General features: G+C 47.2%; 29 protein-coding genes and 1 riboswitch. Of the genes, 21 read left to right on the forward strand and 8 right to left on the reverse strand.

What is annotated here, in order from left to right:
* The first annotated feature begins 6 nt into the window (after positions 1–6).
* Positions 7–627, forward strand: a complete 621-nt coding sequence (locus tag PaeBR_RS06840; RefSeq protein ID WP_410514106.1) for an SCO family protein — start codon at positions 7–9, stop codon at positions 625–627.
* 74 nt (positions 628–701) lie between these two features.
* Here PaeBR_RS06840 and PaeBR_RS06845 read toward each other — a convergent pair whose 3' ends face one another.
* The 3 genes from PaeBR_RS06845 to PaeBR_RS06855 all read right to left on the reverse strand — a co-directional run bounded on the left by PaeBR_RS06845 (position 702) and on the right by PaeBR_RS06855 (position 2,687).
* Positions 702–1,049, reverse strand: a complete 348-nt coding sequence (locus PaeBR_RS06845) for a toprim domain-containing protein (protein WP_410514107.1) — start codon at positions 1,047–1,049, stop codon at positions 702–704.
* A gap of 188 nt (positions 1,050–1,237) precedes the next feature.
* Positions 1,238–1,315, reverse strand: coding sequence for a YjcZ family sporulation protein (locus tag PaeBR_RS06850; protein WP_410515103.1), 78 nt, complete (start codon positions 1,313–1,315; stop codon positions 1,238–1,240).
* A gap of 169 nt (positions 1,316–1,484) precedes the next feature.
* On the reverse strand, positions 1,485–2,687 hold the full coding sequence (locus PaeBR_RS06855; RefSeq protein ID WP_410514108.1) for an MFS transporter: 1,203 nt from the start codon (positions 2,685–2,687) through the stop codon (positions 1,485–1,487).
* Positions 2,688–2,925: 238 nt separating this feature from the next.
* Here PaeBR_RS06855 and PaeBR_RS06860 point away from each other — a divergent pair, with 238 nt between their 5' ends.
* From PaeBR_RS06860 to PaeBR_RS06915, 12 genes are all read left to right on the forward strand, one after another.
* Positions 2,926–3,378, forward strand: a complete 453-nt coding sequence (locus tag PaeBR_RS06860) for a hypothetical protein (RefSeq protein WP_410515104.1) — start codon at positions 2,926–2,928, stop codon at positions 3,376–3,378.
* Positions 3,379–3,423: 45 nt separating this feature from the next.
* Positions 3,424–4,566 carry a transglutaminase domain-containing protein gene (locus PaeBR_RS06865; RefSeq protein WP_410514109.1) on the forward strand — a complete coding sequence of 381 codons (1,143 nt, stop codon included), beginning with the start codon at positions 3,424–3,426 and terminating at the stop codon, positions 4,564–4,566.
* A gap of 139 nt (positions 4,567–4,705) precedes the next feature.
* Entirely contained in the window at positions 4,706–6,781 is a 2,076-nt protein-coding gene (locus tag PaeBR_RS06870) for a peptidoglycan D,D-transpeptidase FtsI family protein (RefSeq protein WP_410515105.1), read from the forward strand.
* A gap of 50 nt (positions 6,782–6,831) precedes the next feature.
* Positions 6,832–7,608 carry a Cof-type HAD-IIB family hydrolase gene (locus tag PaeBR_RS06875; protein ID WP_410514110.1) on the forward strand — a complete coding sequence of 259 codons (777 nt, stop codon included), beginning with the start codon at positions 6,832–6,834 and terminating at the stop codon, positions 7,606–7,608.
* A 25-nt stretch (positions 7,609–7,633) separates the two neighbouring features.
* Complete coding sequence (locus tag PaeBR_RS06880; RefSeq protein ID WP_410514111.1) at positions 7,634–8,116, forward strand: DUF456 domain-containing protein; 483 nt, start codon at positions 7,634–7,636, stop codon at positions 8,114–8,116.
* Positions 8,117–8,145: 29 nt separating this feature from the next.
* Positions 8,146–9,771, forward strand: a complete 1,626-nt coding sequence (locus tag PaeBR_RS06885) for an oligosaccharide flippase family protein (protein ID WP_410514112.1) — start codon at positions 8,146–8,148, stop codon at positions 9,769–9,771.
* Between the two features lie 79 nt (positions 9,772–9,850).
* Positions 9,851–10,195 (forward strand): thioredoxin family protein, encoded by a 345-nt coding sequence (locus tag PaeBR_RS06890; RefSeq protein WP_410514113.1) that lies wholly within the window; start codon positions 9,851–9,853, stop codon positions 10,193–10,195.
* Positions 10,196–10,349: 154 nt separating this feature from the next.
* On the forward strand, positions 10,350–11,234 hold the full coding sequence (locus tag PaeBR_RS06895) for a COX15/CtaA family protein (RefSeq protein WP_410514114.1): 885 nt from the start codon (positions 10,350–10,352) through the stop codon (positions 11,232–11,234).
* A gap of 112 nt (positions 11,235–11,346) precedes the next feature.
* Entirely contained in the window at positions 11,347–12,066 is a 720-nt protein-coding gene (locus PaeBR_RS06900; protein WP_410514115.1) for a Cthe_2314 family HEPN domain-containing protein, read from the forward strand.
* Between the two features lie 108 nt (positions 12,067–12,174).
* Positions 12,175–12,318, forward strand: a riboswitch (SAM riboswitch).
* 100 nt (positions 12,319–12,418) lie between these two features.
* Positions 12,419–13,435 (forward strand): methionine ABC transporter ATP-binding protein, encoded by a 1,017-nt coding sequence (locus tag PaeBR_RS06905; protein WP_410514116.1) that lies wholly within the window; start codon positions 12,419–12,421, stop codon positions 13,433–13,435.
* Positions 13,435–14,103 (forward strand): methionine ABC transporter permease, encoded by a 669-nt coding sequence (locus PaeBR_RS06910; RefSeq protein WP_410514117.1) that lies wholly within the window; start codon positions 13,435–13,437, stop codon positions 14,101–14,103. Before PaeBR_RS06905 ends, PaeBR_RS06910 begins: the two co-directional genes overlap by 1 nt.
* Positions 14,104–14,163: 60 nt before the next feature.
* Positions 14,164–15,027 carry a MetQ/NlpA family ABC transporter substrate-binding protein gene (locus PaeBR_RS06915; protein ID WP_410514118.1) on the forward strand — a complete coding sequence of 288 codons (864 nt, stop codon included), beginning with the start codon at positions 14,164–14,166 and terminating at the stop codon, positions 15,025–15,027.
* A 906-nt stretch (positions 15,028–15,933) separates the two neighbouring features.
* On the opposite strand, the gene PaeBR_RS06920 is transcribed toward PaeBR_RS06915, so the two are convergent.
* Positions 15,934–16,182 (reverse strand): NifU family protein, encoded by a 249-nt coding sequence (locus PaeBR_RS06920; protein ID WP_410514119.1) that lies wholly within the window; start codon positions 16,180–16,182, stop codon positions 15,934–15,936.
* 82 nt (positions 16,183–16,264) lie between these two features.
* Here PaeBR_RS06920 and PaeBR_RS06925 point away from each other — a divergent pair, with 82 nt between their 5' ends.
* On the forward strand, positions 16,265–16,519 hold the full coding sequence (locus tag PaeBR_RS06925; protein ID WP_410514120.1) for a YuzB family protein: 255 nt from the start codon (positions 16,265–16,267) through the stop codon (positions 16,517–16,519).
* Between the two features lie 10 nt (positions 16,520–16,529).
* Here PaeBR_RS06925 and PaeBR_RS06930 read toward each other — a convergent pair whose 3' ends face one another.
* Positions 16,530–17,591 carry an NAD(P)/FAD-dependent oxidoreductase gene (locus tag PaeBR_RS06930; protein WP_410515106.1) on the reverse strand — a complete coding sequence of 354 codons (1,062 nt, stop codon included), beginning with the start codon at positions 17,589–17,591 and terminating at the stop codon, positions 16,530–16,532.
* Positions 17,592–17,643: 52 nt separating this feature from the next.
* Positions 17,644–18,750: an aminofutalosine synthase MqnE gene (gene mqnE / locus PaeBR_RS06935; protein WP_410514121.1), complete on the reverse strand. Its 1,107-nt coding sequence runs from the start codon at positions 18,748–18,750 to the stop codon at positions 17,644–17,646.
* 259 nt (positions 18,751–19,009) lie between these two features.
* On the opposite strand from mqnE, the gene PaeBR_RS06940 reads away from it, so the two are divergent.
* From PaeBR_RS06940 to PaeBR_RS06950, 3 genes are all read left to right on the forward strand, one after another.
* The gene (locus PaeBR_RS06940) at positions 19,010–19,369 is read left to right on the forward strand and encodes a HesB/IscA family protein (RefSeq protein WP_410514122.1); all 360 of its coding nucleotides are present in this window, start codon (positions 19,010–19,012) and stop codon (positions 19,367–19,369) included.
* Between the two features lie 795 nt (positions 19,370–20,164).
* Positions 20,165–20,761 (forward strand): hypothetical protein, encoded by a 597-nt coding sequence (locus PaeBR_RS06945; RefSeq protein ID WP_410514123.1) that lies wholly within the window; start codon positions 20,165–20,167, stop codon positions 20,759–20,761.
* Positions 20,762–20,821: 60 nt separating this feature from the next.
* Positions 20,822–21,082, forward strand: coding sequence for a hypothetical protein (locus PaeBR_RS06950; RefSeq protein ID WP_410514124.1), 261 nt, complete (start codon positions 20,822–20,824; stop codon positions 21,080–21,082).
* 519 nt (positions 21,083–21,601) lie between these two features.
* Here PaeBR_RS06950 and PaeBR_RS06955 read toward each other — a convergent pair.
* The gene (locus PaeBR_RS06955; RefSeq protein ID WP_410514125.1) at positions 21,602–21,811 is read right to left on the reverse strand and encodes a hypothetical protein; all 210 of its coding nucleotides are present in this window, start codon (positions 21,809–21,811) and stop codon (positions 21,602–21,604) included.
* 212 nt (positions 21,812–22,023) lie between these two features.
* On the opposite strand from PaeBR_RS06955, the gene PaeBR_RS06960 reads away from it, so the two are divergent.
* The gene (locus tag PaeBR_RS06960) at positions 22,024–22,686 is read left to right on the forward strand and encodes a YheC/YheD family protein (protein ID WP_410514126.1); all 663 of its coding nucleotides are present in this window, start codon (positions 22,024–22,026) and stop codon (positions 22,684–22,686) included.
* 342 nt (positions 22,687–23,028) lie between these two features.
* On the forward strand, positions 23,029–23,172 hold the full coding sequence (gene sda / locus PaeBR_RS06965; RefSeq protein ID WP_410514127.1) for a sporulation histidine kinase inhibitor Sda: 144 nt from the start codon (positions 23,029–23,031) through the stop codon (positions 23,170–23,172).
* A 98-nt stretch (positions 23,173–23,270) separates the two neighbouring features.
* Here sda and PaeBR_RS06970 read toward each other — a convergent pair whose 3' ends face one another.
* Positions 23,271–24,254, reverse strand: a complete 984-nt coding sequence (locus PaeBR_RS06970; protein ID WP_410515107.1) for an NAD(P)/FAD-dependent oxidoreductase — start codon at positions 24,252–24,254, stop codon at positions 23,271–23,273.
* A 314-nt stretch (positions 24,255–24,568) separates the two neighbouring features.
* Here PaeBR_RS06970 and PaeBR_RS06975 point away from each other — a divergent pair, with 314 nt between their 5' ends.
* Complete coding sequence (locus tag PaeBR_RS06975; RefSeq protein WP_410514128.1) at positions 24,569–25,762, forward strand: NAD(P)/FAD-dependent oxidoreductase; 1,194 nt, start codon at positions 24,569–24,571, stop codon at positions 25,760–25,762.
* Between the two features lies 1 nt (position 25,763).
* Positions 25,764–26,003, forward strand: a complete 240-nt coding sequence (locus PaeBR_RS06980; RefSeq protein ID WP_410514129.1) for a hypothetical protein — start codon at positions 25,764–25,766, stop codon at positions 26,001–26,003.

Below are 26,003 nucleotides of genomic sequence, written 5' to 3' on the forward strand. Positions count from 1 at the left end.
TTGTCCTTGCAAATCATCAGACGGTACAAATGGACGTGGCTTCTGCTTCTCCTGGCGCTGGCAATGGCCGGATATCTGGCTGCAACTACGTTGGACTTTGGCAAAGAGAAGCTGCCGGTAATCGGGCCAGTGCAGAACTTCTCCCTGCAAAATGTAGACGGGAAGCCGGTTACTCTCTCCGATACGGAAGGTAAAGCGCGGTTGGTTTATTTCTTTTTCACACAATGTCCGGATGTATGTCCCATTACAACCTTTACTTTATCCCAGACTCAGGACCTGCTGATGAAGTCTGGAAGATTCGGCAAAGATGTGGCCTTTATCTCCATTTCCTTTGATCCTGAGAACGACACGCCGGAGGCCATTCGAACGTTCGCGGACCGTTTTCATGCCAATTATGAGGGCTGGTATTTCCTGCGGGGGGATCAGGAGGCAGTCCGTAATCTGGCGGCTGACTCCTTCAAGTTCCTGATTGCCGGCAACAATAAGGATAATTTTACCCATGCCAATCTTATTGGTTTAGTTGACCGGAAGAATAACCTGCGTGCGCTGTACGATGCCGGGGATACCGACCATATCACTCCCGAATTTCTCGCCAAGGCTGTAACCCGTCTGGCTGATGACAAGTAGAACATGCAAATGCCTTTTCGATTTCTCCCGGATGCGGGAAGATCGTAAAAGGCATTTTTTGAACTGCGGAATATTCAGAATGGCAATGGCTCAGGATATACGATGAATTCTTCAAGACCTGCTTTTTCGAGCTGGTTAATGTTGTATTCATCCGGAGTGCCTTCCACTCCTGCATATCCCCGCCTTGTATATATATGTCCGGCATCCGGAAAGGCGTCACGCAGAATGCCGCGTATTTTTTTGCCTGAGCTGTCGTTATCCATGTAGAGGAAGACCTCGCTGTTCCCTACTTTTTTTCTCAGTGTCTCCAGCTTAAGCGAATTCAGTGTGCCAAAGGTACACAGGATATTGACTTCCTCCACCAAAAGACGTCTTAACCGGCTCCGGTCGTTCTTGCCCTCCACGATAATATAAATAGACATGTTCAATGACCTCCCGGGATCATGGCTTAACACTGGCTTGTCTTTATTTTACCTAAGGTTCGTCATTTTTAACAGGAAAGGTCGGTTTAAACGGGTCATTCCCCGGGAAATGTCGTAAACAGAAAGAATCACCCGGATCATAAATGATCCAGGTGATTTGTGTTTGAAGTAAGGAAAGAATAGGAATTCTAGAACATGCCGGCGCGGAGAATGATCACCAGCAGAATGTACAGTACCAGGATGATACCCGTGGATGTCCAGAACACTCCATGAACGGGGACCGGAGCAGGGCCATGACAACAATGGTCACTCATTGAGACTCACCACGCTTTCGGGTTTGGGTTGTTTAACTACAATGTATATTATGTGAAAAGTCCCTGAACGTTTGTGTGTCTGCCTAGGGGTGGTAATTTCCGTCTCCAGTGTTGTAAAAGGCTAAGCCGCCCGGCCATTCCATTTGTGATGGGGAGTTAGTTTCTGCGCACCCCAGGGTGGCAGGAGCATTAATGCAGTCATCAGGAGTAGAAAAGCTATGAAATAGGGTGAGACCACATCCCGCAGTCCTCCGGCGGTTACCGGTCCGGCAAAGGCGCCAAGAGACATGGCAATCGACTGCAGCGAGAAAGTTCTGCCCAGTCGTCCGGGTCCGCCAAGGCTGATGAAGAGCGAGGCCATCGCTGGAAACAGAACGCCTTTGGCTGCGCCCAGAAGGAACAGGATCATCCCTGCAGGTATGCTGTGGAAGGCGGCAAGAGAAAAGAAGCAGACTGCCATGCCCAGAAGGGCAGCGGCAATTCTTTTTGCGGGAGCCAGACGGTTGAGGGAAAACATGCTAAGTGTTACTAACGCGCCCAGACTGAGGAGTGACAGCAGCAGGCCGGTTGAGAGAATGCCTTCGCTTCCACCTCCGCTCTGGGAAAGCGGAAGCTCAAAGAACAATACCCCTTGTGAGCAGGAGACGAAAAAGGGGAGCAAGAAATAGCGCCTGGAAACACCCGTATCGCTGGCAGTCGTCGCTGACGGGGCGTGCTTCGGGGACGCTTCCGGCTTCAATGGAAGTAATGCCGGCGGCATTGCTCCCTTAACGGAAGGGGAATGCTTAGGAACGCTGAAAAAAGCCATTACCCCAGTGGCGATAAGCAGCCAGCCGAGGCTGCTGAAGGTTCCTGAATACCCGGCCTTGGCTACTATAACAGCGCCTGCCGCAGGGGAGACGACAGAGGCTAAAGTATGAACAATGCCATGGCCGGACATGTATTTCCCTTGTACTGCCGAATCTGCTGATAAAGAGGCCAACAGGGTCATACAGGCCGGGGACAGAAAAGCCAGGGCGAAGCCGCTTGCCGCCCGCAGCAGCAGCAGATGCCATGGAAGCTGTGCGTGAGCCTGCAGCAGAAGGATTACGCCGGCTGCCGTTAAACTGAAGACAATGTACCGACGGCTCCCTTTCCTGTCAATCAGTACGCCGGCAAGGAGATTTCCAGGGAGATGAGTCAGTGAATACATGCCCATCATCCAGCCGATAAAGGCGGGGCCGGCGCCAAGCGATAAGGCGAAGGGCGTCAGAATAGGATATTGTGCATGTAAATCGAAGAACGCCAGAAAAAGAAATAAATAGAGCCACAGCGCGGTTTTCACAGGGAGTACCTCCTTTAGCTCGCCTCTCAGGCATATGGAATGCGGGGCGGGTTTCTATAAATGTGCCTAAGGGGAAAGAAGTGATTCTGCTACTTGTACTTTACGTGGGACGAAGGGGGCTTATACCTTTTTTTAATTATGTTGAGCATTCATGTATAATAATAATATCCGTGATCTATGCGGAAAGAAGGGTTAACCCTTGAGGGGAAATCAGGTGACAGGAGTTGTTGTAAAGTTGATGGATACACAGGTGTGGTCACAGTTTATTAGAGAGAACTGGCTGGTTATCGTTGTTGCGCTTGTATTGTTGTTTGCCGTAGTGAATTTGGTTAAAACCGTACTGAAATGGGCCATTGTAGTTGTGATTGTTGTGGGTCTTTTCATCTATAGCGGCGTTACGCTGGACCAGTTGGGAAACGCTGTGAACAAGGTGACGGATCAGACCGTTGGCACCCTGAAGAGCGAAGCCCAGGAAGTGATGCTGAAGGAAGCAAAGGAAGCTGTCTATACATCGGATGGCGATGGGAATTTTACGATCACAACACCTAACATAGAAGTAAAAGGTGCTGTGGGGGAAGATAAAGTAGAAGTTACCTTCCGGGGTGTCAGTCTCGGCAAATGGAGTATTAATGATACGATGAAATCATTTATCGAGGAAGCCCGTAAACAGCAGGACGCTGCAAGCCAATAACAATTGAAATACAAAGCCTGGCAGCGGACGATAGGAGGAGTTGTTATGCTGAACGAATGGATGGATCGACTAAGTGAGACAAATGTGATTTCAATCGTCCTTTTGCTCATCGTTGCTTTTTCTGTAGTCCAGGGCTTGAGCAGAGGTTTTTTTGTATCAGCGGCCAGGCTATTCGGGCTACTGGGTTCGGGTCTGGTTACAATTGTGTCCTTGGCTCTGGCTATCCCGGCGACGATTTATCTGTCGCCGCTTGTCCAGCGATGGGCGTCGGAAATTCAGGTGCCTGATCTGCAGTTGAAGGTATGGCAGCAAATGTACTATACGGCCGTATCGGTGCTCTCAGGCTCCCCGCTTATACGGTTTTTGCTTATCTTATTTTTTACCTACAGTATCATCCGGTTATTCCTGGGTTTGCTGTCGCCTTTGCTTCCCATGCAGAGTCGCCGTGCGGTAAGGCCTGAGGAACGGAAGGTTACACCCATTAGCCGTTTGGGCGGCGGTTTGATTGGAGCTTTGATCGGTATGGCACGCAGCCTGATCGTTATCATCGTGCTGTTCGTTGGAGTGGGACTGAAACCGGATAGCGGATTTAGCCGTTACGTGGAATCTTCACCCATTTACCGACAGAGTACGGCTGCTGTTATTGAACCGTTTGCGGGTAAGACAGTACAGAATAAGCTGCCCATCCTGACCCAAGCTGTTGCTGATGAAATGGATGGCATTCTCCGGCGGAAATATGAAGTCATTGATCACGAAATCCCCGCTGATATTGAAGGTGCGGCTGTAAATATTGTCGGAAAAAGCAAAAGTGATGAGAAAAAAGCAAGGTTATTATATGACTGGGTAGGATCGAGAATTTCTTATGATTACGCAAAAGCGGAAAATTACGAGCAAAACCGTATCTGGCATGAACAAAGTCCGCAAGATACCTTCGATACCCGGCTCGGTGTGTGCATTGATTATGCCCGTCTTTATGCCGTTATGGCCAGATCGCAAAACCTGCAGGTGCGGGTGGTGACAGGTCAAGGCTATGACGGACGCGGAGGATATGGCCCGCATGCGTGGAACGAAGTATATATAAAGGAACGGCAGGCTTGGATTCCCCTTGATCCAACGTGGGCGCAAAGCGGGGATTGGTTCAATTCGGCTGATTTCAGTGACACCCATATCAGGGAGAGTGTACTGTGAGCGTGAACGCGCTGAATGGCCCTGCATGTGTTACAATAGGTCATGCTTGGAATCATATATTATCAACAAAGGAGAGAAGGATGTGAGCCTCCTCGGTAAACAAAGCTCGCCCTCGGACGAGTCCAAAAGTAAAAGTTCCATGGGACTGCGGATTAACGTCTTTTTTTTCAGCACGTTTCTTATATTTTGCGTCATTATTATTCGTTTAGCCGTTCTGCAGTTTGTAGAAGGACCTACCTTGAGTGAGGTAGAGACTAGCCGGGAAGTCAAGAATGTACCGCTCGCAGCTATGCGGGGTGTTATCTATGCAGACGGCGGGGAGAAGATTGCCTATTCTACGCCTGTTCAGTCCTTATATATTACCTTGACTAAAGAGTATTCCGCGAAAGAAACGGATAAGGATACTGGAGATCTGGTGCTTACAGCCGATGCACAGGCGAAATCCAATGCGCTCGCAGCCAAATTAGCTGATGATTTTAAGAAATACGGAACAGCTGATGGAACCCGGATGACGCAGGCGGACATTCTTGAAGCCATGGATCTTTTCTTTAAGAAATACCAGGGTTTTACACCCCGCCGGATCAAGGTCGGTTTGTCCAAAGAGGAAATCGCTTATTTCATGGAGCATAAAGGCGCTTACCCGGGACTTGAAATTGTAGAGGAAGGCTTGCGTCATTATGATAAAGACACGGTAGCCGTGCAGACGGTTGGATATGTCAAGCTGTACAAGTATTCTAACAGTCTGGCGATATACCAGAATATCATTAACGCAACCCGAAATAATCCGGAGGCCGGATTAACCTATAAAGACGATGAATATGTCGGTTATGACGGTTTGGAACTGCAATACCAGCGCGAGCTGCGCGGTCAGAACGGTTATCAAGAGGTGTCCATTAACGCACAGAACATGGCTGAAAAGATTGAAAGAGTTATTCCACCAGTTAAAGGAAATGACATCTGGACAACGATCAACAAGAATGTACAGCTGAAGACAGAGCAAGCTATCCTTGATCAGATAAAATGGCTGCACACCAATCCGGTCCTCGGCAAGCTGCATCCTGATGCGCTGACAGGATATGCGGTTGCTATGGAAGTAGACACAGGCAATATTATAGCTATGGCGAGCATGCCCGACTATGACACGAATGCGTGGACTAGCAGCGGAAGCACCAGTATTGATCCTGATGTATGGAATAAAATTGTAGCGAATTATCAAAATGGTACGATTACCCCCTATTCTTCGGGCAGATCAGGTAATGGTTTGGAGTCCACGGTATATCTGGGTTCGACGGTCAAACCTTTAAGTGTGTTAATTGGTTTGAATGAGGGATTCTTCACAACATCGACTGTTTATCAGGATCGCGGGATCACAGATTTCGGTAAAGCCGGACATGAGACGAGCGTCCGCAATGCTTCAAACCACGTTTACGGCACCATGGACCCCGCCCGGGCCATTGAGAAATCGTCCAACGTGTTCATGGTAGATATGGTGGGCAAAAGTCTGTATAAGAAATATCAGGGTAAAGGTATAGACGTCTGGGATACCTACATGAAGGAGTTTGGTTTAGGTGTCTCCACCGAAGTAGGCCTGCCTAAAGAATTCAACGGGTATATCAACTATAACAAAATAGAGTCCACAGGCAGTGCCCAGGCCAGCCTTGTCTACGCCTCATTTGGTCAGCAGGCGGGTTATACAACTCTGCAGCTAGCGCAATATGCTTCGACTCTGGCTAATCAGGGTATTCGTATTAAACCGCAGCTGGTCAGCAAAATTACCGACGCCCAGGGGAATGTGGTTAAAAAGTTCTCCCGCCAGGTGCTGAACAAAGTGGAGTTTGACGAAGCATTCTGGAAGGAAGTTAAGCAGGGTATGAATAGTGATGTCAGCGCATTTAACGATTTCCCTTATGACTTTGCCCGTAAGACGGGGACTTCCCAACAGGACGCGAAAGGCCAGCGGCGTGACAACGGTGTATTTATCGCCTATGCTCCCCGGGTGAACCCGAAGCTGGCGGTTGCAGTAGTTATTCCTGAAGGTGGTTTCGGTTCAAGCAGTGCCGCGCCTGTAGCGCGTAAAATATTCGATGCTTATGATTGGGAGTACGGTCTGGACGGAGTGCCGAAAAAGAGTCTACAAGCTGCAAAAACTGCAGCCGGGATAGCTAATCAAACAAAGGAGGACAGTACAGCGACAAGCACCACAAATACGAACTAAAAATAAAACAGCTTCTCAATAGGAGAGCATACAAGAATGGAGGGGTGGCAATGATTGCCAAATACCGCCTGCTTGCTTTGGATATGGATGGAACCCTGCTAAACGATGAACAGTTAATTACACCGGAAACGGTAAAGTGGATTCACAAAGCGGTGGACGCAGGCGTTCATGTCTGTCTGTCGACCGGACGTGCTTTTAAAAGTGCGCTGCCCTATGCGGAACAACTGGGTTTGCGAACACCTATGGTAACCGTGAACGGCAGTGAAGTATGGAGGGCACCTCATGAATTATATCGGCGCTCCCTGATGGACCCGAAGCTCATTCAGCAAATGTATGCGATGGCGCTGGAGTACGATATCTGGTTCTGGGCGTACTCCTTGAATGAGGTGCACAAGAAGGATAATTGGGATGGGGACGTAGAGAACCGCGAATGGCTTAAATTCGGCTATCAGACGGAAGATGACGAGATTCGCCATAAGGTGTTAATGCGTCTTCAAGATATGGGCGGACTCGAAATTACCAATTCGTCTCCTCACAATTTGGAGATTAATCCATTAGGCGTTAACAAGGCTACAGGCATAAAAGCCGTTTGCAGGCTGCTTGGAATTGATATGTCCCAGGTTGTAGCGGTGGGGGATAGTCTCAATGACCTTGCAGTTATTCAGAAGGCGGGTCTTGGCGTGGCTATGGGGAATGCCCAGAAGACAGTCAAGCAAGAGGCTGATGTTGTGGTGTCTTCGAACAATAATGACGGGATAGCTGAAGTGATCCGAAAATATATTTTATCCGATGCCAAAATTTCCGGGGATAGTGTTACCGTAAGGTGAAAACTACATTTAGGAGTGAGCATCATTGACTATCCTGGGTTGGATTCTCATTATTACTTTATTCGTTGTCGGACTGGCCGGGGCTGTTTACCCCATACTGCCGGGAGCGCTCGCGATTTATTTCGCCTTTTTCGTTTACGGCTGGTTCTTTTCCTTTGAGCCCTTGGGTGCAGGGTTCTGGATCACTCAAACCTTGATCGTAGCGGCGCTCTTTGCGGCTGATTATGTTGTGGGGGCGTGGGGTGTCAAAAAATTTGGCGGTTCAAGGTACTCCGTCATCGGCAGTACGCTTGGCATCATCGCGGGAGCCTTTATTTTCCCTCCCTTCGGGCTGATCATCGGACCGTTTGCGGGAGCGTTTATCGGTGAACTGATAGCCGGCGCGGCACCGGGAAAAGCTGTCAAAGTAAGTGTGGGCTCATTGCTTGGCTTGCTCAGCAGTACGGTGGTAAAGATTTTGCTTCAGATTGCGATGATTATCCTCTTCTTTATCTGGATTAGTCGGTAATAATTACCTAGAAAATGAGGCGAAACGGTTTGTCCAAGAAAGAATCTTTTGTTAAAGGCACGCTTATTCTGGCCGCCGCTGCGTTGGTGGCCCGTGTGCTTGGCCTGGCCCAGCGTGTGCCGCTTGAACATTTATTCAACAGTGTAGGGAATGCATCCTTTACGCAAGCCAATACAGTGTATCTCATGTTATTGCCGCTGGCTACAGCAGGAATACCCAGTACCTTAAGTAAAATGGTATCCGAACGCTATGCTCTTAACAGGCCTAACGAAGCGCAGCAAGTCTACCGGGCAGCGTTAATCTTTGCTGCGGTTATTGGTGTAATTATGAGTACGTTACTGTACATAGCCGCTCCTTATTATGCCGAATATGCCAAGGTTCCCGAGAGTACCCTGGCTATCCGGGCTATTGCTCCGGCGCTGCTTCTCTTCCCTTCAATTGCTATGATGCGGGGTTATTTCCAGGGCCGGAATAATATGATGGCCGGTGGAATATCACAGATTTTAGAACAGATAGCCCGTGTGAGTACTGCCATAATTCTCGCTTATATATTATTGCGACAGGGTTACAGTAATACTTGGATGGCTGCCGGTGCATCGTTTGGTAGTGTGTTTGGAAGCTTCGGCGCTTTTGGAGTCATGTTATATTATGCTGTGAAAATGCGGCGCAGTGAAGGACAACAGGCCTTGTACGCGACAAATGAGGCAAAGCTTCCCTTATTAGGGATATATAAGGATATATTTACGTTATCTATCCCGATTGTCCTCTCTTCCGTTACTGTTCCTGTGGTGAACTTTATTGATACTACTCTAATTGTACCGTTGCTTAGCGGACAAGTAGGCTTGGAAAACGCAACAGACGTACTCGGTATATTCGGAAGCAGAGCGCAGAGTGTTGCCGGGATTCCGCCGGTTCTTTCCATTGCATTAAGCACATCGCTGATTCCCATCATCTCTGCAGCTTATGCGCGGCGTGACGAACAACATCTTAAGCGCCAGGTGACACTGGCGCTGCGAATTTCTATTTTGACCGGAACACCTATCGTCCTCTCGCTGGTTGTTGCAGCCTATTCGGTGAACGGCCTTTTGTTCAAAAGCCTGGACGGAAGTGGAATCGTGGGCATGCTTACCCTCGGAACTATCTTTCAGATTACGATGATGACCACCAACTCGATTCTGCTGGGGATGGGGAAATCACGGATTTCCATGTATTACGTACTTGCCGGTATTATCGTGAAGCTTGTGGCAAGTTTGCTACTCAGCAAAGTGTTTGGTATTTATGGGATTATCGGGGCTACTGCACTTTGCTTTATCGTAATTACAATGCTTAACATACGGATGCTCAAAAAGATTATTCCCTTTGAAATCATGGGCAAACGTTGGGGCGGCTTTACTGTTGCGGTATTCGCGTCCGGCGGCATTGGCTATGGCTTAAACGAAGCGGGGATTATGCTGACTCATGTGATGCCTGATCGGTTGGCCTTTCTGATTACATCTCTTACTGTGGGCGCGGCCGTTGTTATCATTTATCTTATACTTTTAATTGTATTGAGTGTACTTAGCCGTGAAGAACTGGCGAGCTATCCGCGCCCGTTGCAAAAGCTGCTGAACCCGCTCATGAAATTGCAACCGGCGCGTGTTCGCGTGAATGGCTAAAGGATTTGACTTCCGGATCACATTTTGCTTCACTTAAAGGTAGCTGGACAATGTCTAAGAAGAAGGGACTGGTTGGGCCATGGACAAAATAAATTCGCCGGGTGAATTTCAGGTATCGATTCAATCGCCCAGATTAACGGTTGCGGTTTTCAAAGCCGATTGGTGCTCCGATTGTAAATTTATAGATCCATTTATGCCGGAGCTCGAGCAGAATTACAACGGCCGGCTTACGCTGGTTGAAGTGGATGTGGATGCGGTGGGCGAAGTGAGCCAGGAACAGAATATTCTGGGGATTCCCAGCTTTGTCGCTTATTCCGATGGAAGAGAACTGGTCCGGTTTGTAAGCAAGCTGCGTAAATCCCGTGAGGAGATCGAAAATTTCCTTAACACGGCACTCGAGGTTTACTCAAGTATCCACAAGTAATTCTCAATGCACCGCTTTTGCCTGTTTGAGCTGAAGCGGTGTTTTTTTCAGCATGTATTCATATTTTACCTTGTCCTTCATTTCTCTTATATTGCGGGTGATAACAGTGACGGCAAATCAGTTAAAAGGGCTCAGTTACATAACCTGTCTTATCATGTTTCTGGCTTTGCTTGGGGGAGCTGTAGTAACGAAGACGGGATCGGGATTGGAATGTGGAAATGAATGGCCGCTCTGTAATGGTAAATTGATTCCGGCATACACATTGGGTTCTTTGATCGAATACACACACCGTTTGTTTAGCGGGCTGGCAGGGCTGTTGTCCCTTGCCTCTATGTTTGCCTTTTGGCGTTACGCCCGGGAGCGGCGTGATTTATTGACATATGCCTTCATGACCTTGCTGTTTGTAGTGGTGCAGGGCGGTATGGGAGCGCTTGCTGTTATAAAATCGCAATCAGCATCCGTTATGGCGCTGCATATGGGGTTTTCTTTGATTGCATTTGCTTCATCGCTTATGCTGGCGCTTGGGTCCAAGAGAAGGTATAAGGACGGCAAAAGTGATATTGCAGTGGACGAGGGTCCGCCAGTGAGCAAAGGATTCCGCAACTTAACCTGGATTACCGCATTCTATTCTTACATCGTTGTCTACATTGGGGCATATGTAAGCCATACGGATTCCAGGGGAGGCTGCACCGGTTGGCCGCTTTGCAATGGTGAATGGATTCCTGAGTTAACAGGCGGCGTAGGCATAGTATTTACGCATAGGATCGCTGCGGCACTGTTGTTCATTCTTACAGCTGTGCTCGGGCATCTCGCTTTTTGGAAACACAAAGAGCATCCTGAACTGAGAGGTCTTGGTGTAGCAGCTGTTGTATTGTGCCTGATGCAGGTGCTCAGCGGGGCGGCTGTAGTTCAAACTTTAAATAACGATCGGCTGTATATATTTGCGGCACTGGCTCATATCTTACTTATCGCCGGATTATTTGGCGTCTTATGCTACATGAGTGTTCGTGTATGGCAGCTGAGCAGGCGGAGAAATTAGTATGAAGTTTGTTCAGGGAGGAACAATAAGCGGAGTACGGTAAGCTGGTTGACCGAAACGGGAAGAACCACTTTCCAGCTGTTGAAGAGGAATGTGTGAAGGAGGGAGCCGTATGCTGCGCGTTTTATTGGGGGAGCCCCCCCGTGAGAATAGCGGATTACTGGGAGAGGCCATGGACAACATGGCCAGGCTGGCGGCGCTGCTGCGCAAGGAAATGAAGAATCATGAGGATCAAGATCACGAGTACCGCAAGCTGGAGATCTGGACGCGCGGGCTGATTTCGTCCCTGGATGAGCTGGAACAGAGCTTGTTCGCAGCTGCTTTTTTCCGGAGATCAGTGGTTACAACCAATATGGACGATATGCCGGTGATGGAGCAGGGGGAATATGCACGGTATGTCTATTTCTACAAAAACGGCTTTATCCGTGTATTCTCTCTGCTGGACAAGCTCGGTACTGTGCTGAATACTCTTTATGATCTTAACACTTCCAAGGTAAAGGCTCATTTCTCTTATTTTACGGTACTGCGCCAGTTTCATTCGATCAAGGTACATACGGGTCTTGCCGAGCAACTGGATAAAATTAAGGACTCTTACCGTAATCCCTTGCAGAACCTGCGCAAACGGCGGAATTCCGAGATCCATTATATGAACGCCGAAATGCAGGATGATCTGTGGCAGCTGCATAAAGGCCTGAATGACAAGGTGCAGCTTGAGGATCTGGATGGGCATTTGGACGATTTGAAGCAAGGGCTGGACATGGTATGCAAGTCGCTTTCCTTGGCTTTCAGCTATAGCATTGAGCAGTGGAATAAAGATATTAACCGTATCTAATCCGGATATAAACGTTTTCCAGAGATTTGCTTTGACAAAAAACCTGAAAATATCTATACTTACTCTCGTTACGTCATCACCATTAACATCAAATAACTAAATACTAATATCTTATCGAGAGCGGCGGAGGGATAGGCCCGATGAAGCCCGGCAACCGATTTGTGAACAGTGTCCTTCAAGCGCTGTGCATGAGTGTCATGGTGCTAATTCCTACAATGCCGCAAGTATTTGACGGCCTTTGGCAGATGAGACGGCATTGTATATACGCGAACAGGGCCTCTTCCGATCTGCAAATGATCAGTGAGAGGTTTTTTTGTATGTAAAGATTCAGTTTTGTAGGAGGGATGGCAAAATGATAGAGTTAAAAGGTTTGACCAAGGTTTACGGAAAAGGCAGGAACACGGCTACGGCACTCTCCCAATTGGATTTATCGATTAGAAAAGGCGAAATATTTGGAGTGATCGGTCATTCCGGGGCGGGCAAAAGCACGCTGATCCGCTGCATTAATTTGCTGGAACGTCCGACTCAAGGGGAAGTCTGGGTGGACGGTGTAGAACTTACGAAGCTAAGCCGGGGCCAGCTGCAGGCACAGCGGCGGAAAATCGGAATGATTTTTCAACATTTCAATCTGCTGTCATCCGCGACGGTTTACGACAACATTGCCTTCCCGCTTCGTCTGATAAGCACCTCAAGGGCGGCTATTGATAGTAAGGTTAATGAACTGCTTACGCTTGTAGGGCTGGAAGAGCATAAGGATAAATATCCTGCCCAATTATCCGGTGGACAAAAGCAGCGTGTCGGTGTGGCCCGGGCCTTAGCCAGCGACCCTGACGTCCTGCTGTGTGACGAAGCGACCTCTGCGCTGGATCCGCAGACTACGGATTCCATACTGCGACTGCTGCTGGATATCAACAAGCGGTTCCATCTGACTATTGTGCTCATTACACATGAAATGCATGTGATCCAGAGCATCTGTGACCGGGTTGCCGTCATTCATGGCGGAGGGATTGTGGAGCAGGGTGACGTTGCCAAAGTCTTTCTTAAACCGCAGCATGAAATTACGCGGGAATTTATCCGCAGTGAAACCCAGAACGACGGACCCCTGCGGGCTGCCATTGATGCACCCCATCCGGAGTCATCCCAAGCGGTCAAAATTACTTTCCTGGGACAAAAAACATACGAATCCACCTTATCACATGTTGTGAAGGAGACCGGTGTGATCTTTGCAATATTACAGGGAACCATCTCTACGATTAAAGATGTACCTTACGGTCAGTTGATTGTTCGATTCGAAGGGTCTGCAGAAGCCATCCGTGAGACGATTGGTAAATTGACGGCGCAAGGTCTTGATGTGGAGGTGCTTGATTAATGGGAGGCTTAAATTTTGCGGATGTAAACTGGGATGAAATGATTCAAGCAACCCTGGATACATTGAAAATGTTAGGAAGTTCAGCAATATTCACAATTATTCTTGGTTTACCACTCGGAATTGTGCTATATTTATGGGGAAGATCATCACGGCCCGTAATTGGGGTCATTTATTCGGTCTTATCGTTCATTGTGAACATCCTGCGATCCGTACCGTTCATCATTTTGATGGTAGCTTTAATTCCTTTTACCAAATCTGTCGTTGGAACCTCTATCGGGGTTTTGGGTACGATTCCGCCGCTTGTGGTGGGTGCCGCTCCATTTTTTGCCCGTCTTGTGGAGACAGCGCTGCGGGAAGTGGACAAGGGAGTTATCGAAGCCGCTCAGGGAATGGGGGCATCCACGACGCAAATTGTAACACGGGTGCTTTTGCCGGAGGCTCGTCCCGGTCTGTTATCCGGGGTGACTATAACTGTTGTAACCCTTGTTGCCTACACGGCAATGTCGGGGATGGTCGGCGGCGGGGGTCTTGGTGACTTGGCGATCCGCTATGGTTACTACCGTTATGAGAAGGAAGTCATGATTATCTCTGTAGCATTGATGGTTCTGCTGGTGCAGCTGCTGCAAATGGCCGGTGACCGTCTGGTAAGGTATTTCTCTAGGAAATAAGGTACATCCACATAGATATCCTTATTCAAAAAATCATACTGTTCAGAGGGGGATTTACAAATGAAAAAAGTATTACTGACGTTTTTCAGCTTGACATTGATATTGGTGCTGGCTGCTTGCGGCAATAACAACGCCAATAATTCTTCCAATGCTGCTGCAACGAATGCACCTGCTGCTGAAGCTACTGAAGCACCTGCTGCAGAGCCTGTTACCTTGGTTGTCGGAGCATCTCCAGTACCGCATGCCGAGATTTTGAAGGCTATCGCACCTTTGCTTGAAGCCCAAGGCATCAAGCTTGAAATTAAAGAATTCACTGATTATGTGCAGCCTAACGTACAGCTTGCTGAAAAACAGCTGGATGCCAACTTCTTCCAACACAAGCCTTATCTTGACGATCAAAACAAAAACAACGGTACGGACCTGGTATCCGTCGTTGGCGTACACGTGGAGCCATTTGGCGCTTATTCCAAAAAAATCAAATCCATTGATGAGCTGGCGGACGGCGCAAAGGTTGCGATTCCGAACGATGCTACCAACGGTGGACGCGCACTGATCCTGCTTGCCAAGAATGGCCTGATCACTTTGAAGGACGATACCAACATCACTTCCACCAAAGCTGATATTACCGAAAACAAGAAAAACCTTGAAATTATTGAATTGGATGCAGCCATGCTGCCGCGTCAATTGGATGAAGTGGACCTCGCCTTGATCAATACGAACTATGCGCTGGAAGCAAAACTTGTTCCGACTAAAGATGCTTTGTTCATCGAAGGCGGAGACTCACCTTATGCCAACCTTTTGGTGGCACGTCCTGATAACAAGGATTCCGACGCCATTCAAAAGCTGGCAGCTGCGCTGACTTCTCCTGAAGCCAAAGCATTTATCGAAGAGAAATACCAAGGCTCCATCATTCCTGCGTTTTAAGTAAGGGGTATAACAAAAAAAGGGGGTGTCCCAATAGCCATGTAAATGGCTAGGGACACCCCCTTTTTGTTTTTAATCTATAATTCAACTTTGGATCAACTGACTTATGCTATAGGGTGTACCAGAATAAGTGCTTGATTCCAACTTTTTGGCGGACTGCATAGCCATTACTATCGTGCTGATATACTAAAAGAGAACGAAACCGGACTGAGGTGACGCTAATAGTGGATTTGAGTTTCCGTCGCTGTAAGCAAGTTTAGAAAACCATTTCTTAAAATTTCGAGTAATTTTACTCGTAACTAAAGTGAATGTTGGACTTCCGGCCGCTGCCCATCTCCAGATTTCTTGATGTTCTTTACTTCATTTTATATAACTGTAAAAAGTGCAATTATAATCCTCCGTTTGCCCCTTATGGACCGTTTAATTGCATTTCATACAATTATTTTTCGGGATTTTTGTAAAAATGGACTTTATAGGCAGATTTAATTGTACAGAGTGCAATTAGCGAACGATTTATTGGATTTAGGCGCCAAATAAATGTACAGAGTGCAACTATATAAAACTATATAAGTTGAATTTAAGGGAACTTCCGAGATTTGTCCTGATTCCATCCTTACACAAAGACGGTCTATGAGTTTCATGGGATCGCTCCAGATTTTGTTTTATAAACGCATGTTCATTTTTTCAAATATCGGCGACAGTATGATGATCCGCTGCCTGCCCTTCTCGAACTATGTATCCTACAACATGTGATCAATTTGGCCGTAAACCCAACTGGAGATAAATTCATTTGCACACCGTCTAAACCGACCCCCATTTTTTGATATTACAGGAGATATCCTCTATAATAAAAAAATTCCCGGTCTCCTGATGATCAGAAGAACCGGGATGACTATATGGGCGGGATTAGAATACTTGAACAACTTCTTCTACGCCTTCTACTTCTTCAATAAGGGCGCGTTCGATCCCGGCTTTTAACGTAATGGTGGAGCTTGGGCAGCTGCCGCAGGCGCCCATCAATTTCAGCTTAACGATGCCGTCTTCTACATCGATCAATTCGACGTCACCGCCATCGCGCTGCAGGAACGGACGAAGCTTATCCAGTACTTCCAGAACTTCATCATACATGGTGGTGCTTTGTGCATTCTCACTCATTTCTCAATCACTCCTTTCGTATGTTTATTATAGTACAAAAAGTTAAAAAATAAAATGGTTCGGACAGAATAGGGAGATCAACATGAGACCAATTATTGAATTTTGTGCCAGCAACATAGGGCACGGTACAGATAAACTGATGCAAAAGCTGGAGCAAAATCCTGATTACGATGTTATTGAATACGGCTGTCTTAACAATTGTGGCCAATGCTATTTATCACCGTTCGCCATGCTCAATGGAGAGATTATTGAAGCGGAGTCCCCTGATGAGCTTGCGGAAGCGATTTATGCCAAGATTAAAGAGCTGGAAGCCTGGGACAACCTGGAGCTTGATTAATGGCCTTATCCTAACCGAAATGCCGTTTGGACATCCAGAGCACGCCGCTTTTCAGAATACGCGGTACCCGTCCCATTACGGAGCGGTTGCCCATAAGTCCAAAGCCGGAGTTTTTACCCAGGGAACCCAGTGTACCCTTTAGGCGGATGGGATGCAGCTTAGGTGTCTCATTACGCCATAGGGCTTGAATGATACGCGCTACCTGCTCGCCCTGTGCTCCTGCCGCTTGTGCGCTGGGTGCAAACGGAAGACTGGCACAATCCCCGATCACATATACCTCCGGATAATCAGGCACATGGTAATATTCACCCAGAATAATCCGTCCCCCCCGGTCTTTCGGAAGCTCAAGCTTCTGCACCACCTGCACCGGTTGAATCCCGGCAGTCCACACGGTAATGTCCGAAGCGATCGCCTGCGTGCCATTATAGATGGCGTCCTTCTCTACATGGGACACGGAAATGTTGCCAAGCGTCTCCACATGATGTTCGCTGAACCATTCCTCCACATATTCTGACAGCTTAGCCGGAAAAGAAGATAAGACGCGCTCACCCCGGTCCAAAATGGAGATATTCAGGTCCGGCCTGCTTTCGCGGAGCTCGGCAGCCAGCTCCACCCCGCTTAATCCTCCCCCTACAATGTTGATGGTTCCGTAAGGTTTGACGTCGTTCAGGTGGCGGTAAGTTTCCCGTGTGCCCGATAACGTCTGAATACTGCAGGTATGCTGTTCTGCTCCCGGTATATTGTGATAATTATCCGTGCAGCCCAAAGCGATCGCCATCATATCATAAGAAATCGGCTCACCGGTTTCCAGAAATACAATCCGGCTCCCCAAATCAATGGAGCCCACCTCGCCGTAACGGACGGTAAGGCGGGGATGAACCGGGAACTGGATACGCAGATCGTAATCGGAGACGGTACCTGCTGCAAGCGCATAATATTCCGTCTTGATTCCCTGATAAGGCATCCGGTCAACCAAGACAATTTCCACATCATGAGGGAGATGGCTGTTGAGCAATTCCTGAATGAGGGCCAGGCCGCCGAAGCCGCCGCCGAGTACGAGCAGTATTCTCATGGTTACCGATCTTCCTTTCAAAATATGGGATTTCCGGTTATCCCGGCTGTCGCTATTCGTATACCTTAATTTCGTTGTAGAAGGTGTCACGCTCCACAGGAATCCGTCCGGCACCCTTCACCAGCCAGATCAGCTCGTCGCGGGTCAGACCTTCCGGTGTCAGTGCGCCGGCTGCATGACTAATGCGTTCTTTTAGAATCGTCCCGTGCACGTCCGACGCCCCGAAACTTAGCGCAACCTGAGTAAGCTGTGCCCCGATATTGATGAAATAAGCTTTAATATGATCGAAATTGTCCAGCATCAGACGGCTGACTGCAATGGTCTTAAGATCCTCATAAGCAGAGTTGCGGCGCATAATGCCCGCGTTCTTGTTTTTGGGCTGCATGGACAGGGGAATGAACACCATAAAACCATTCGTCTCATCCTGCAAATCCCGAATCTGCAGCATATGCCGGATGCGGTCCTCACGGGATTCAATGGAACCGTAGAGCATTGTGGTATGGGTCTTCATGCCAAGCTTATGTGCTGTGCGGTGAACCTCCAGGTACTCCTCAACATTCGCTTTATCGACACGCATTTTTTGCCGGTATTGGTCGGATAATATTTCTGCTCCGCCGCCAGTAATTGTCTTGAGACCTGCTGCACGCAGCTGTTCAAGCACTTCGCGGATACTGAGACCGCTGATCCGGGTGAAAAAGTCGATTTCCGCCGCGGTGTACGCCTTAAGGGTAACCTCGGGAAAACGTTCATTCAAAGCCCGGAGAGAATCAACATAGTATTGAAAGGGAACCTTATCATTATGGCCGCCCACGATGTGAAATTCCCTAACCCCTGGATGAATATGCTGTTCGACATATTGCACCATTTCCTGACCGGAAAGTGTATATGCGCCTTCTTCCCCGTCATCCTTGCGAAAATTGCAAAACGCGCAGTGGGATTCGCAAACATTGGTGAAATAAAGACTCATATTTTCGATAAAATAGACCTTGTTGCCATTCTTGCGCAGATTGACTTCATTGGCCAGCTGGCCGATCGTGAGCAGGTCGTTGCTCTCATATAAGTAAACGCCATCTTGCAAATTCAATCTTTCACCGCTGCGTACTTTCTCGATGATGGCTGCCAATCTGGCATCTGTATGGGGTGTGATAAGAGTAGACATATAATTCCTCCTGAAAGTATTGCGTGACAAAATATCGAATTTTTACGCCCTGTTGCTTTTCTTATTATAAACCTCTCTCAGAAGGGGAGCAACATCCCGGCAAGCAGGATAAATGGAAGAAATGGCCTGTCTTCCGGCAGTTGTGTCTTGAGGACTGAGGAAGAGTGGGGTATACTGAATTTAATATATTAAATAACCTTTGACCCGAGGGTCATTTGATAAGCTTGTGCTACACAACACTTTCCAGGAGGTTGAAACCATGATTAATATCAGTGCAACGGCAGCGGATCAATTAAAAACTATGCTGGCCGGACAAGAAACGCCGAACATGTTCCTTCGTCTGGGAGTCACTCCCGGCGGCTGCAGCGGCTTCTCGTACGCCATGGGCTTTGATGATAACGAAAGCGATCAGGATGTATACATGGATATTGAAGGACTGAAGGTAGTGGTGGAGAAAGAGAATTTGCGCTATCTGGATGGACTTGAAATCGACTTCGAGGAATCCGGCATGACCGGCGGCTTCACCATCAATAATCCGAACGCCACCGCAACCTGCGGCTGCGGATCGAGCTTCCGTACACGCGACGATGCCGGGAAGCCGAATGAGGAGCCTTGCTGACACGCATAGTAGCGCGGTTTTCTCTCCTTTGATTTGAACAGCAGCCGATTTGTTAGCCACACGCCATCAAGTCCTCGCGTGAGCCCGGCTGCGGCGTCCGTTACGCAGATTACGAATAACATCAACATTAGTATGAATGACATGGATATCGCGGACCGACGACAGCTAAAATCGTATATAGCGAACGCAAGGGAGTGGCCTCGTGTATGCGGTCGATGGGGGGGGAGAGTGACGTACGACGTAGCAGTAAATGGCGTGTGGGTGTCAACGGTGGGCGCTTCGTAAGGATACAACACATAGAAGCGCCGCTCTTGATATCCGGGAGTGGCGCTATTAATTTGTGAGGAAACACGCGGTGAAACTAAGGTTATAGCTTAGTTTGTTCGAGCTCGTCGCTGTACGGTTCGTATAGGTAATACATATACGTTGCATACGATCGGTTTATTCAGCGGCAAGATAAACGTAGGAGGGACGCGGGTTTGCGGATTGATGATCCATAGCCCGCGTAAATGTATAACGGTGCATAAACGGATTGGTCTGTACAGGCCTGACGCGTGATCCCCATGCCACCCCCTAGCAGGCCCTTGTTCTGCTGGACGCTAGTTCCGCGCAATATTTTTATCTCCGGGTGTTAAAATATATAAACTAACAATTGTTTCTTTATACAAGAGTCCGACACAATTTATCTTTTATACTAAATGGATTCAATGATAGAGTAATATATTTTGCTGATAATAGTAATTTCTGTGTGGTACAATTCACTGTATCAGTTATCTCAGAAAGGGGTTTGTACAATTGTCAGAGGAAATTGAAACGGTTGTTACTTCATTAAAAGGACCAAAGGAGAACTGTGAAATTATAGAAAAAAAAGTAACCACAAAGGATAGAATAGAATTTCTTGTGTCTACAGATGACGTTATCGAATTAACGGAAGAGCAATTTAATACTTTAGCAGTTAATGTACTTAGAAAAAAAGCTGAGTATATAAGAAAAGATGGAGTAGATATTGCATCTCTTACACAGGATCAAATTAATGACATTTTAGATGAAATTAAATTCAGGGTAGGAGACTCGGAAGACCCTCTGGGTGAAAACCTGATTCGGATATCAGAGCATATATTGGATGACCACGCCACTAAGCCTGAAGTGTTACAAAAACGTGGTTGGTACAGGGACGATATTCAGGAAGTATATGATGATATCGTCAGCGTAATCAAGGAATCGCAAACAGTACGTAAAGCTAAAATTAAGTTTCTTCTAAATAAAGAACAAACATCTCCGAAATTCACCTTTACAGTTATCGGAATTAAGGTTAACGGGGATGAGGGTCAAGTTTCGATCGCGTTTATTGAAGATCCTAATAGTCTTATTCTTGCAGTAACGATAATTTAATGATATAATTAAGAATAATTTGTGATTAAGCTGTATATACTGTAGAAGGAGGGAAACATTATGAGTGCATATGCAACAACTGTCGCGCCGGGGGTATCTATGCAGAAAACAAATTTAAAATGCTCCTGTGGGGAATGTGCTAGTCTTACCCACAAAGCGAAATTAGGTCGCATAGGCAATAACCTAGTTACGGTTTATAATGTTCCTGTATATGTATGTATGGATTGTGGAGACTCGTTTATGACTGGTTCTGATAGTAAGGATTTTGCTGCTAAAGTAAAAGAAGCTGTTATTTTAAATATGGATTCAATAAGTTTTTAAATTGAATAATATAAGGCGTAGTTCTAGTGGATATGTTTCCATGAGGGCTACGCTTTTTCTATTTCACCTTTGAATAAATATGATGAGGTGATGAGATGGGATATCTTCCTCTAAATCCATTGGCTTGCAAAGTTGGTCCATGGTATATTGAATGTACAAAGAAACCTCTCCTTTTGAAATGGTTGGTCGCACTTCCATTTTATCAAGGAGAGGTTTCTTTTTGCTGGTTTTAAAGAGATTTTAGGAATGGTTCCCGCTGAAAGTAGCGGAGAGGACGGAACGATTGCGGAAAAGCGTCAGCGGTCGCCCAAAAGCTTTCCGAAGGAAAGCTCTCTTCGAAAGCATATGCTGTCTACGGATTTTTACCGTTAAGGAAAATAAATAAAATCTGGAGAGCACAGCGACTTACGCAACGGTCCGTTCGCGGAGCGTCCATCTAGACACCCCCTTTTTCGGGAGGCTTTTTTATTAACAAAGCAAAAAATGCCCTCAACGGAATAAACGAGAGGGCATTTTGCGTTATGCCGGAATAATAAACTTGTAATTGATCATGAATACAATTAGGGCAGCAGCACCGAATGAGAAGGCGATGCAGGATGCGCCAAGTACCCTGCGGCGGTCTTTAATAAATTTGAAGCCGAGCGCACAGACAAGGATCGTAGTTCCCGCCAAGACGACGGACATGCCCACCATTGCTACCCAATATAGAATTTCGAAAAATTGTGCCACTGCAAGTGCCCTCCTCTAGGGTATACTTTTTTGCCATCTTCGTTTCCGCTTTTATAAGGCTAACTATACGATACATAAGATGGTTTGAAAAGCAGCCCCTTATCGCCCATTTTACCCTGAAAGCCTTCTTACATGGACAATCATACAGGAGGGCGGGGCTCTTTATGAGTAAAGTATAGGGTAGGCTTCATAAGGAAAGGAGAGGGAGGACGATGGCGGGAAGACAACTGGCCAGCAAGTGGCTGAAAACCGGGGCGCTGCTCAGCGATGCACGGGTTGCCGGTTACATTCCGAGAACGAGGGAATATAGCGATGCAGTGCTGCTGAAAATGCTGGGTCAATATGGAAATGTGGTTATCAAGCCCGTTGTGGGTGGTGGAGGTTATGGGGTCATAAAGGTATTCCGGGACCGGCGCGGATATGGTTTCACTTATATGGATACAACCCGTATCTACAGGGATTTTGGCTCCATGAGACATGCTCTGCGTATCGTGAGGGTGAAACGCAGATATTTGATCCAACAGGGAATCTCGCTTGCAAGGATTGCAGGACGTCCTATAGATTATCGCGTCAAAGTAGTCAAGAACGGGGGAGGATGGGAGTTCCGCTCCATGGTTGGACGGCTGGCCCGGCCGGGTCTGTTCGTCACCAATCTATGCAAGGGTGGCACCATGCTTGGCTGCCGTGAAGGTCTGAGACAATCACTGCCCCGGATTAAAGCTTCTGCCAAAAAAGCGGAAATGCGCCGTCTTACTCTTGTGTGTATTGAACTAATGGAGCGGCATTTCCCCGGAATAGGAGAGCTTGGGTTCGATTATGCAGTAGATCATTCCGGAAAAGTTTGGATTCTGGAAGTAAATACAAGACCCCAATAATTAAACAAATTTTAAGAATTGACGATAATAGTAGTAATGTAATAAAATAACTTTTGGTGTGTATTTTGTGGGTGAATAATATGTAACATCAGGTTTGGAAAAATCAATAGAAAAATATATGGCGAAGCTAAGAAATTTTTGTTTGGGCACATCACTGGATCAATCCTGTGTATAACTATTATCCCCATATTCCACTGTGTTGCTAAAGGCTTTGAAGCTCTTACTAACATATTATACACAGGATTTCCACAAAGGCTTGTGGATAGTGAGAACGCTTGTTCGAAAATTGATAGTTTGATATGATAGTTTCAGAACCAAATAAAGGAAAGGTAGGTGAACGTTATGGTTGAATTATCGGATGAGATGCTTCTAGACTCTTACCATAGAGCAATAGAGCTGCAACTTGAGCATGATTTCATCGCTCTGTTACTCGTTGAAATTCGCAAACGGAACTTACACTCTCCATCTCACGCGGTACTCCATTAACTACATAACTAAACCGCTGTATGTGCAAACAGGGTATCCTGACAAGGTTGTTTTTACAATCAACCTGTCAAGGATACCCTTTTATTTTGAACAAAAGGTCATGTGGTTTGCAGTTTCAAATTGCTGCTATGTCCTGGAGACAGCTTCGCTTCCGGATCGATGTAGACCTTGGCATTATTAACTGCAGTGGGGGCTTCGCCGAATCCGACAGCAATCAGCTTCAGCTTACCTGGATATGTAGTAATATCACCTGCTGCAAAAATACCCGGAATGCTCGTTTCCATGCGCGAATCAACTACAATGGAGTTGTTCTCAATTTTAATACCCCATTCGGCAATCGGACCGAGCGAAGAAACAAAGCCGAAGTTGACGATAACGCTATCGACTTCAATCTCCTGGGTTTCTTTGGTTTTGATATGAGAAAGAGTTACCTTGGTGATAAATTCTTCACCGTGCAGCTCGGTAATCTCCGATGGTGTGATCACGTTAACTTTGGAAGCCATGAGGTTTTCTACGCTGTGCTCGTGGGCGCGGAATTTATCACGGCGGTGAACCAGGGTGACCTGTTCGGCTATCGGTTCCAGCATAAGAGCCCAATCTACTGCGGAATCGCCCCCGCCGCTAATCAGAACCTTTTTACCCTTAAATGCATTTAAATCGCTTACAAAATAATGCAGGTTAGCCTTCTCGAAGCGCCCAGCTTCAGGCAACTCCAGACGGCGGGGTTCAAATGCGCCTACACCCGCAGTAATAATTAGCGCCTTGCAGTGGTACTCGGCCTTATCGGTAGTAACGACAAAATGGCGTTCGTCCCTCTTCTCGACGGAAACGACTTTCTCTTCAAGCCTGATGTCCGATTGGAACAGATCCATTTGCCGGGAAAGATTATCAACCAGCTCTTGACCCGTTATCTTGGGGAATCCTGCTACATCATAAATGTATTTCTCAGGATAAAGAGCAGCAAGTTGTCCTCCGAGCCCAGGCATACTTTCAATGAGTGTTACGGACGTCTGACGCATTCCGCCGTAAAAGGTTGCGAACATGCCAGTCGGGCCACCTCCTATAATCAGCAGGTCGTTCATAGGAATGCCGGGTTGCTCTAGTGTCACAGAATTACACCTCCGAGTTGATATATTCAAAATGCCATACTTGATACCTACTTATTATAAACGTACTGACACCGACCTGCAAAGAGTTTGCTTTAACATAATTAACTAGGTTTTTTTATATGATTATATTTGATTAAAACCGGACTAGGGTTTACAATGGATATGATTATTTTTGAATTCCTTTAAGTTTGACTGGAGTTTCTTCTAAGTTTAAGTGTATAAATTCACAAAAAGATTTACAAAAAAATACCACATAGACAGATTTACTTGTTGGAAGGAGCCGGAACATGAGTAGTATTCCCAAAATTGTAATCCTGGGCGCGGGATATGGAGGAATTTTAACCGCCCAACGTTTACAGAAAGCACTAAATTATAATGAAGCGGATGTTACATTGGTAAATCGTCATGAGTACCATTACTTTACAACCCATTTGCATATGCCTGCTGCGGGAACGGACAGCATCGAGCATACGCGGGTATCTATTTCCAAATTAATTGATGAATTTAAAATCGATCTCGTTAAATCATCCGTACAGGAAATCCGCACCCAGCAGAAAAAGGTTATTCTGGAGGATGGCACTCTCTCTTACGATTATCTGGTCATTGCCCTTGGCGGCGTTCCGGAAACCTTTGGTATCCCGGGAATGGATAAATATGCGCTGACCATTCGCAGCATCAATTCGGTTCGGCTGATCCGCGAACATATCGAGTATCAATTCGCCAAGTACAAGAATGAGAACAATGCCCAGGAGCATATCAATTTCGTGGTCGGCGGCGCCGGCTTCAGCGGAATCGAGTTTGTAGCCGAATTGGCTGACCGCATCCCGGCTTTGTGCAAGGAATATGATGTGGACCCTAGTCTGGTCAACATTTACAACATAGAAGCTGCTCCAACAGCGTTGCCGGGTTTTGCTCCTGAGCTGGTAGAGCATGCGATGACTGTGCTTGCCAAGAAAGGCGTTACCTTTAAGATTGGCGTAGCGATCAAGGAATGTTTACCGGGCGGAGTCATTCTGGCAACCGGTGAAGAAATCAAGGCGTCCACCATCGTCTGGACGGGCGGCATTCGCGGCAACCGTCTGATTGAAGCGGCTGGATTTGAAGCGATGCGTGGACGTGTGAAGGTGGATGAATATCTGCACGCACCTGGACACGATAACATCTTCATTATCGGTGATAGCTCCCTGATGCTAAACCCGGAAGGACGCCCTTACCCGCCGACCGCCCAGATGGCCATGCAGCAAGGTGAGTGCTGTGCGCATAATCTTGTTGCCTCCATCCGCAACCAGCAGCCGAAGAAATTCTCCTTTAGCAATAAAGGAACGGTGGCTTCACTCGGCAAGGGTCAAGGCATCGCCGTAGTTGGCGATAAGCTTTATAAGGGCTGGAAAGCGGCTCAACTGAAGAAGGTTGTCGATATGCGCTACCTGTTCATCATCGGCGGTATTCCGCTTGTGCTGAAAAAAGGCAGATTCCTCTAGGATGCGTCACTGCAGCGTGCAGGTTCGCGGACTGCTGACGAGAGAGGAGCTGGATCGGTACAACGGCCTGATTGAAGCCGGGTCCTACCTGGAGGATCAGAGCCGCCACGATTTGGCGTATGCCATTCAAAAGGAAATTGATCTCCTCATTCTTCCGGCTATTGAAAGGCTGAAGGATAAGGGCCGGGCCCGTGACCGGGCGACGGTAGAGTATCTGGAAAGCCTGCAACAAGAGGATTAA

It is taken from the genome of Paenibacillus sp. BR2-3 (assembly GCF_046529485.1).
Classification (GTDB): Bacteria; Bacillota; Bacilli; order Paenibacillales; family Paenibacillaceae; genus Paenibacillus_AQ.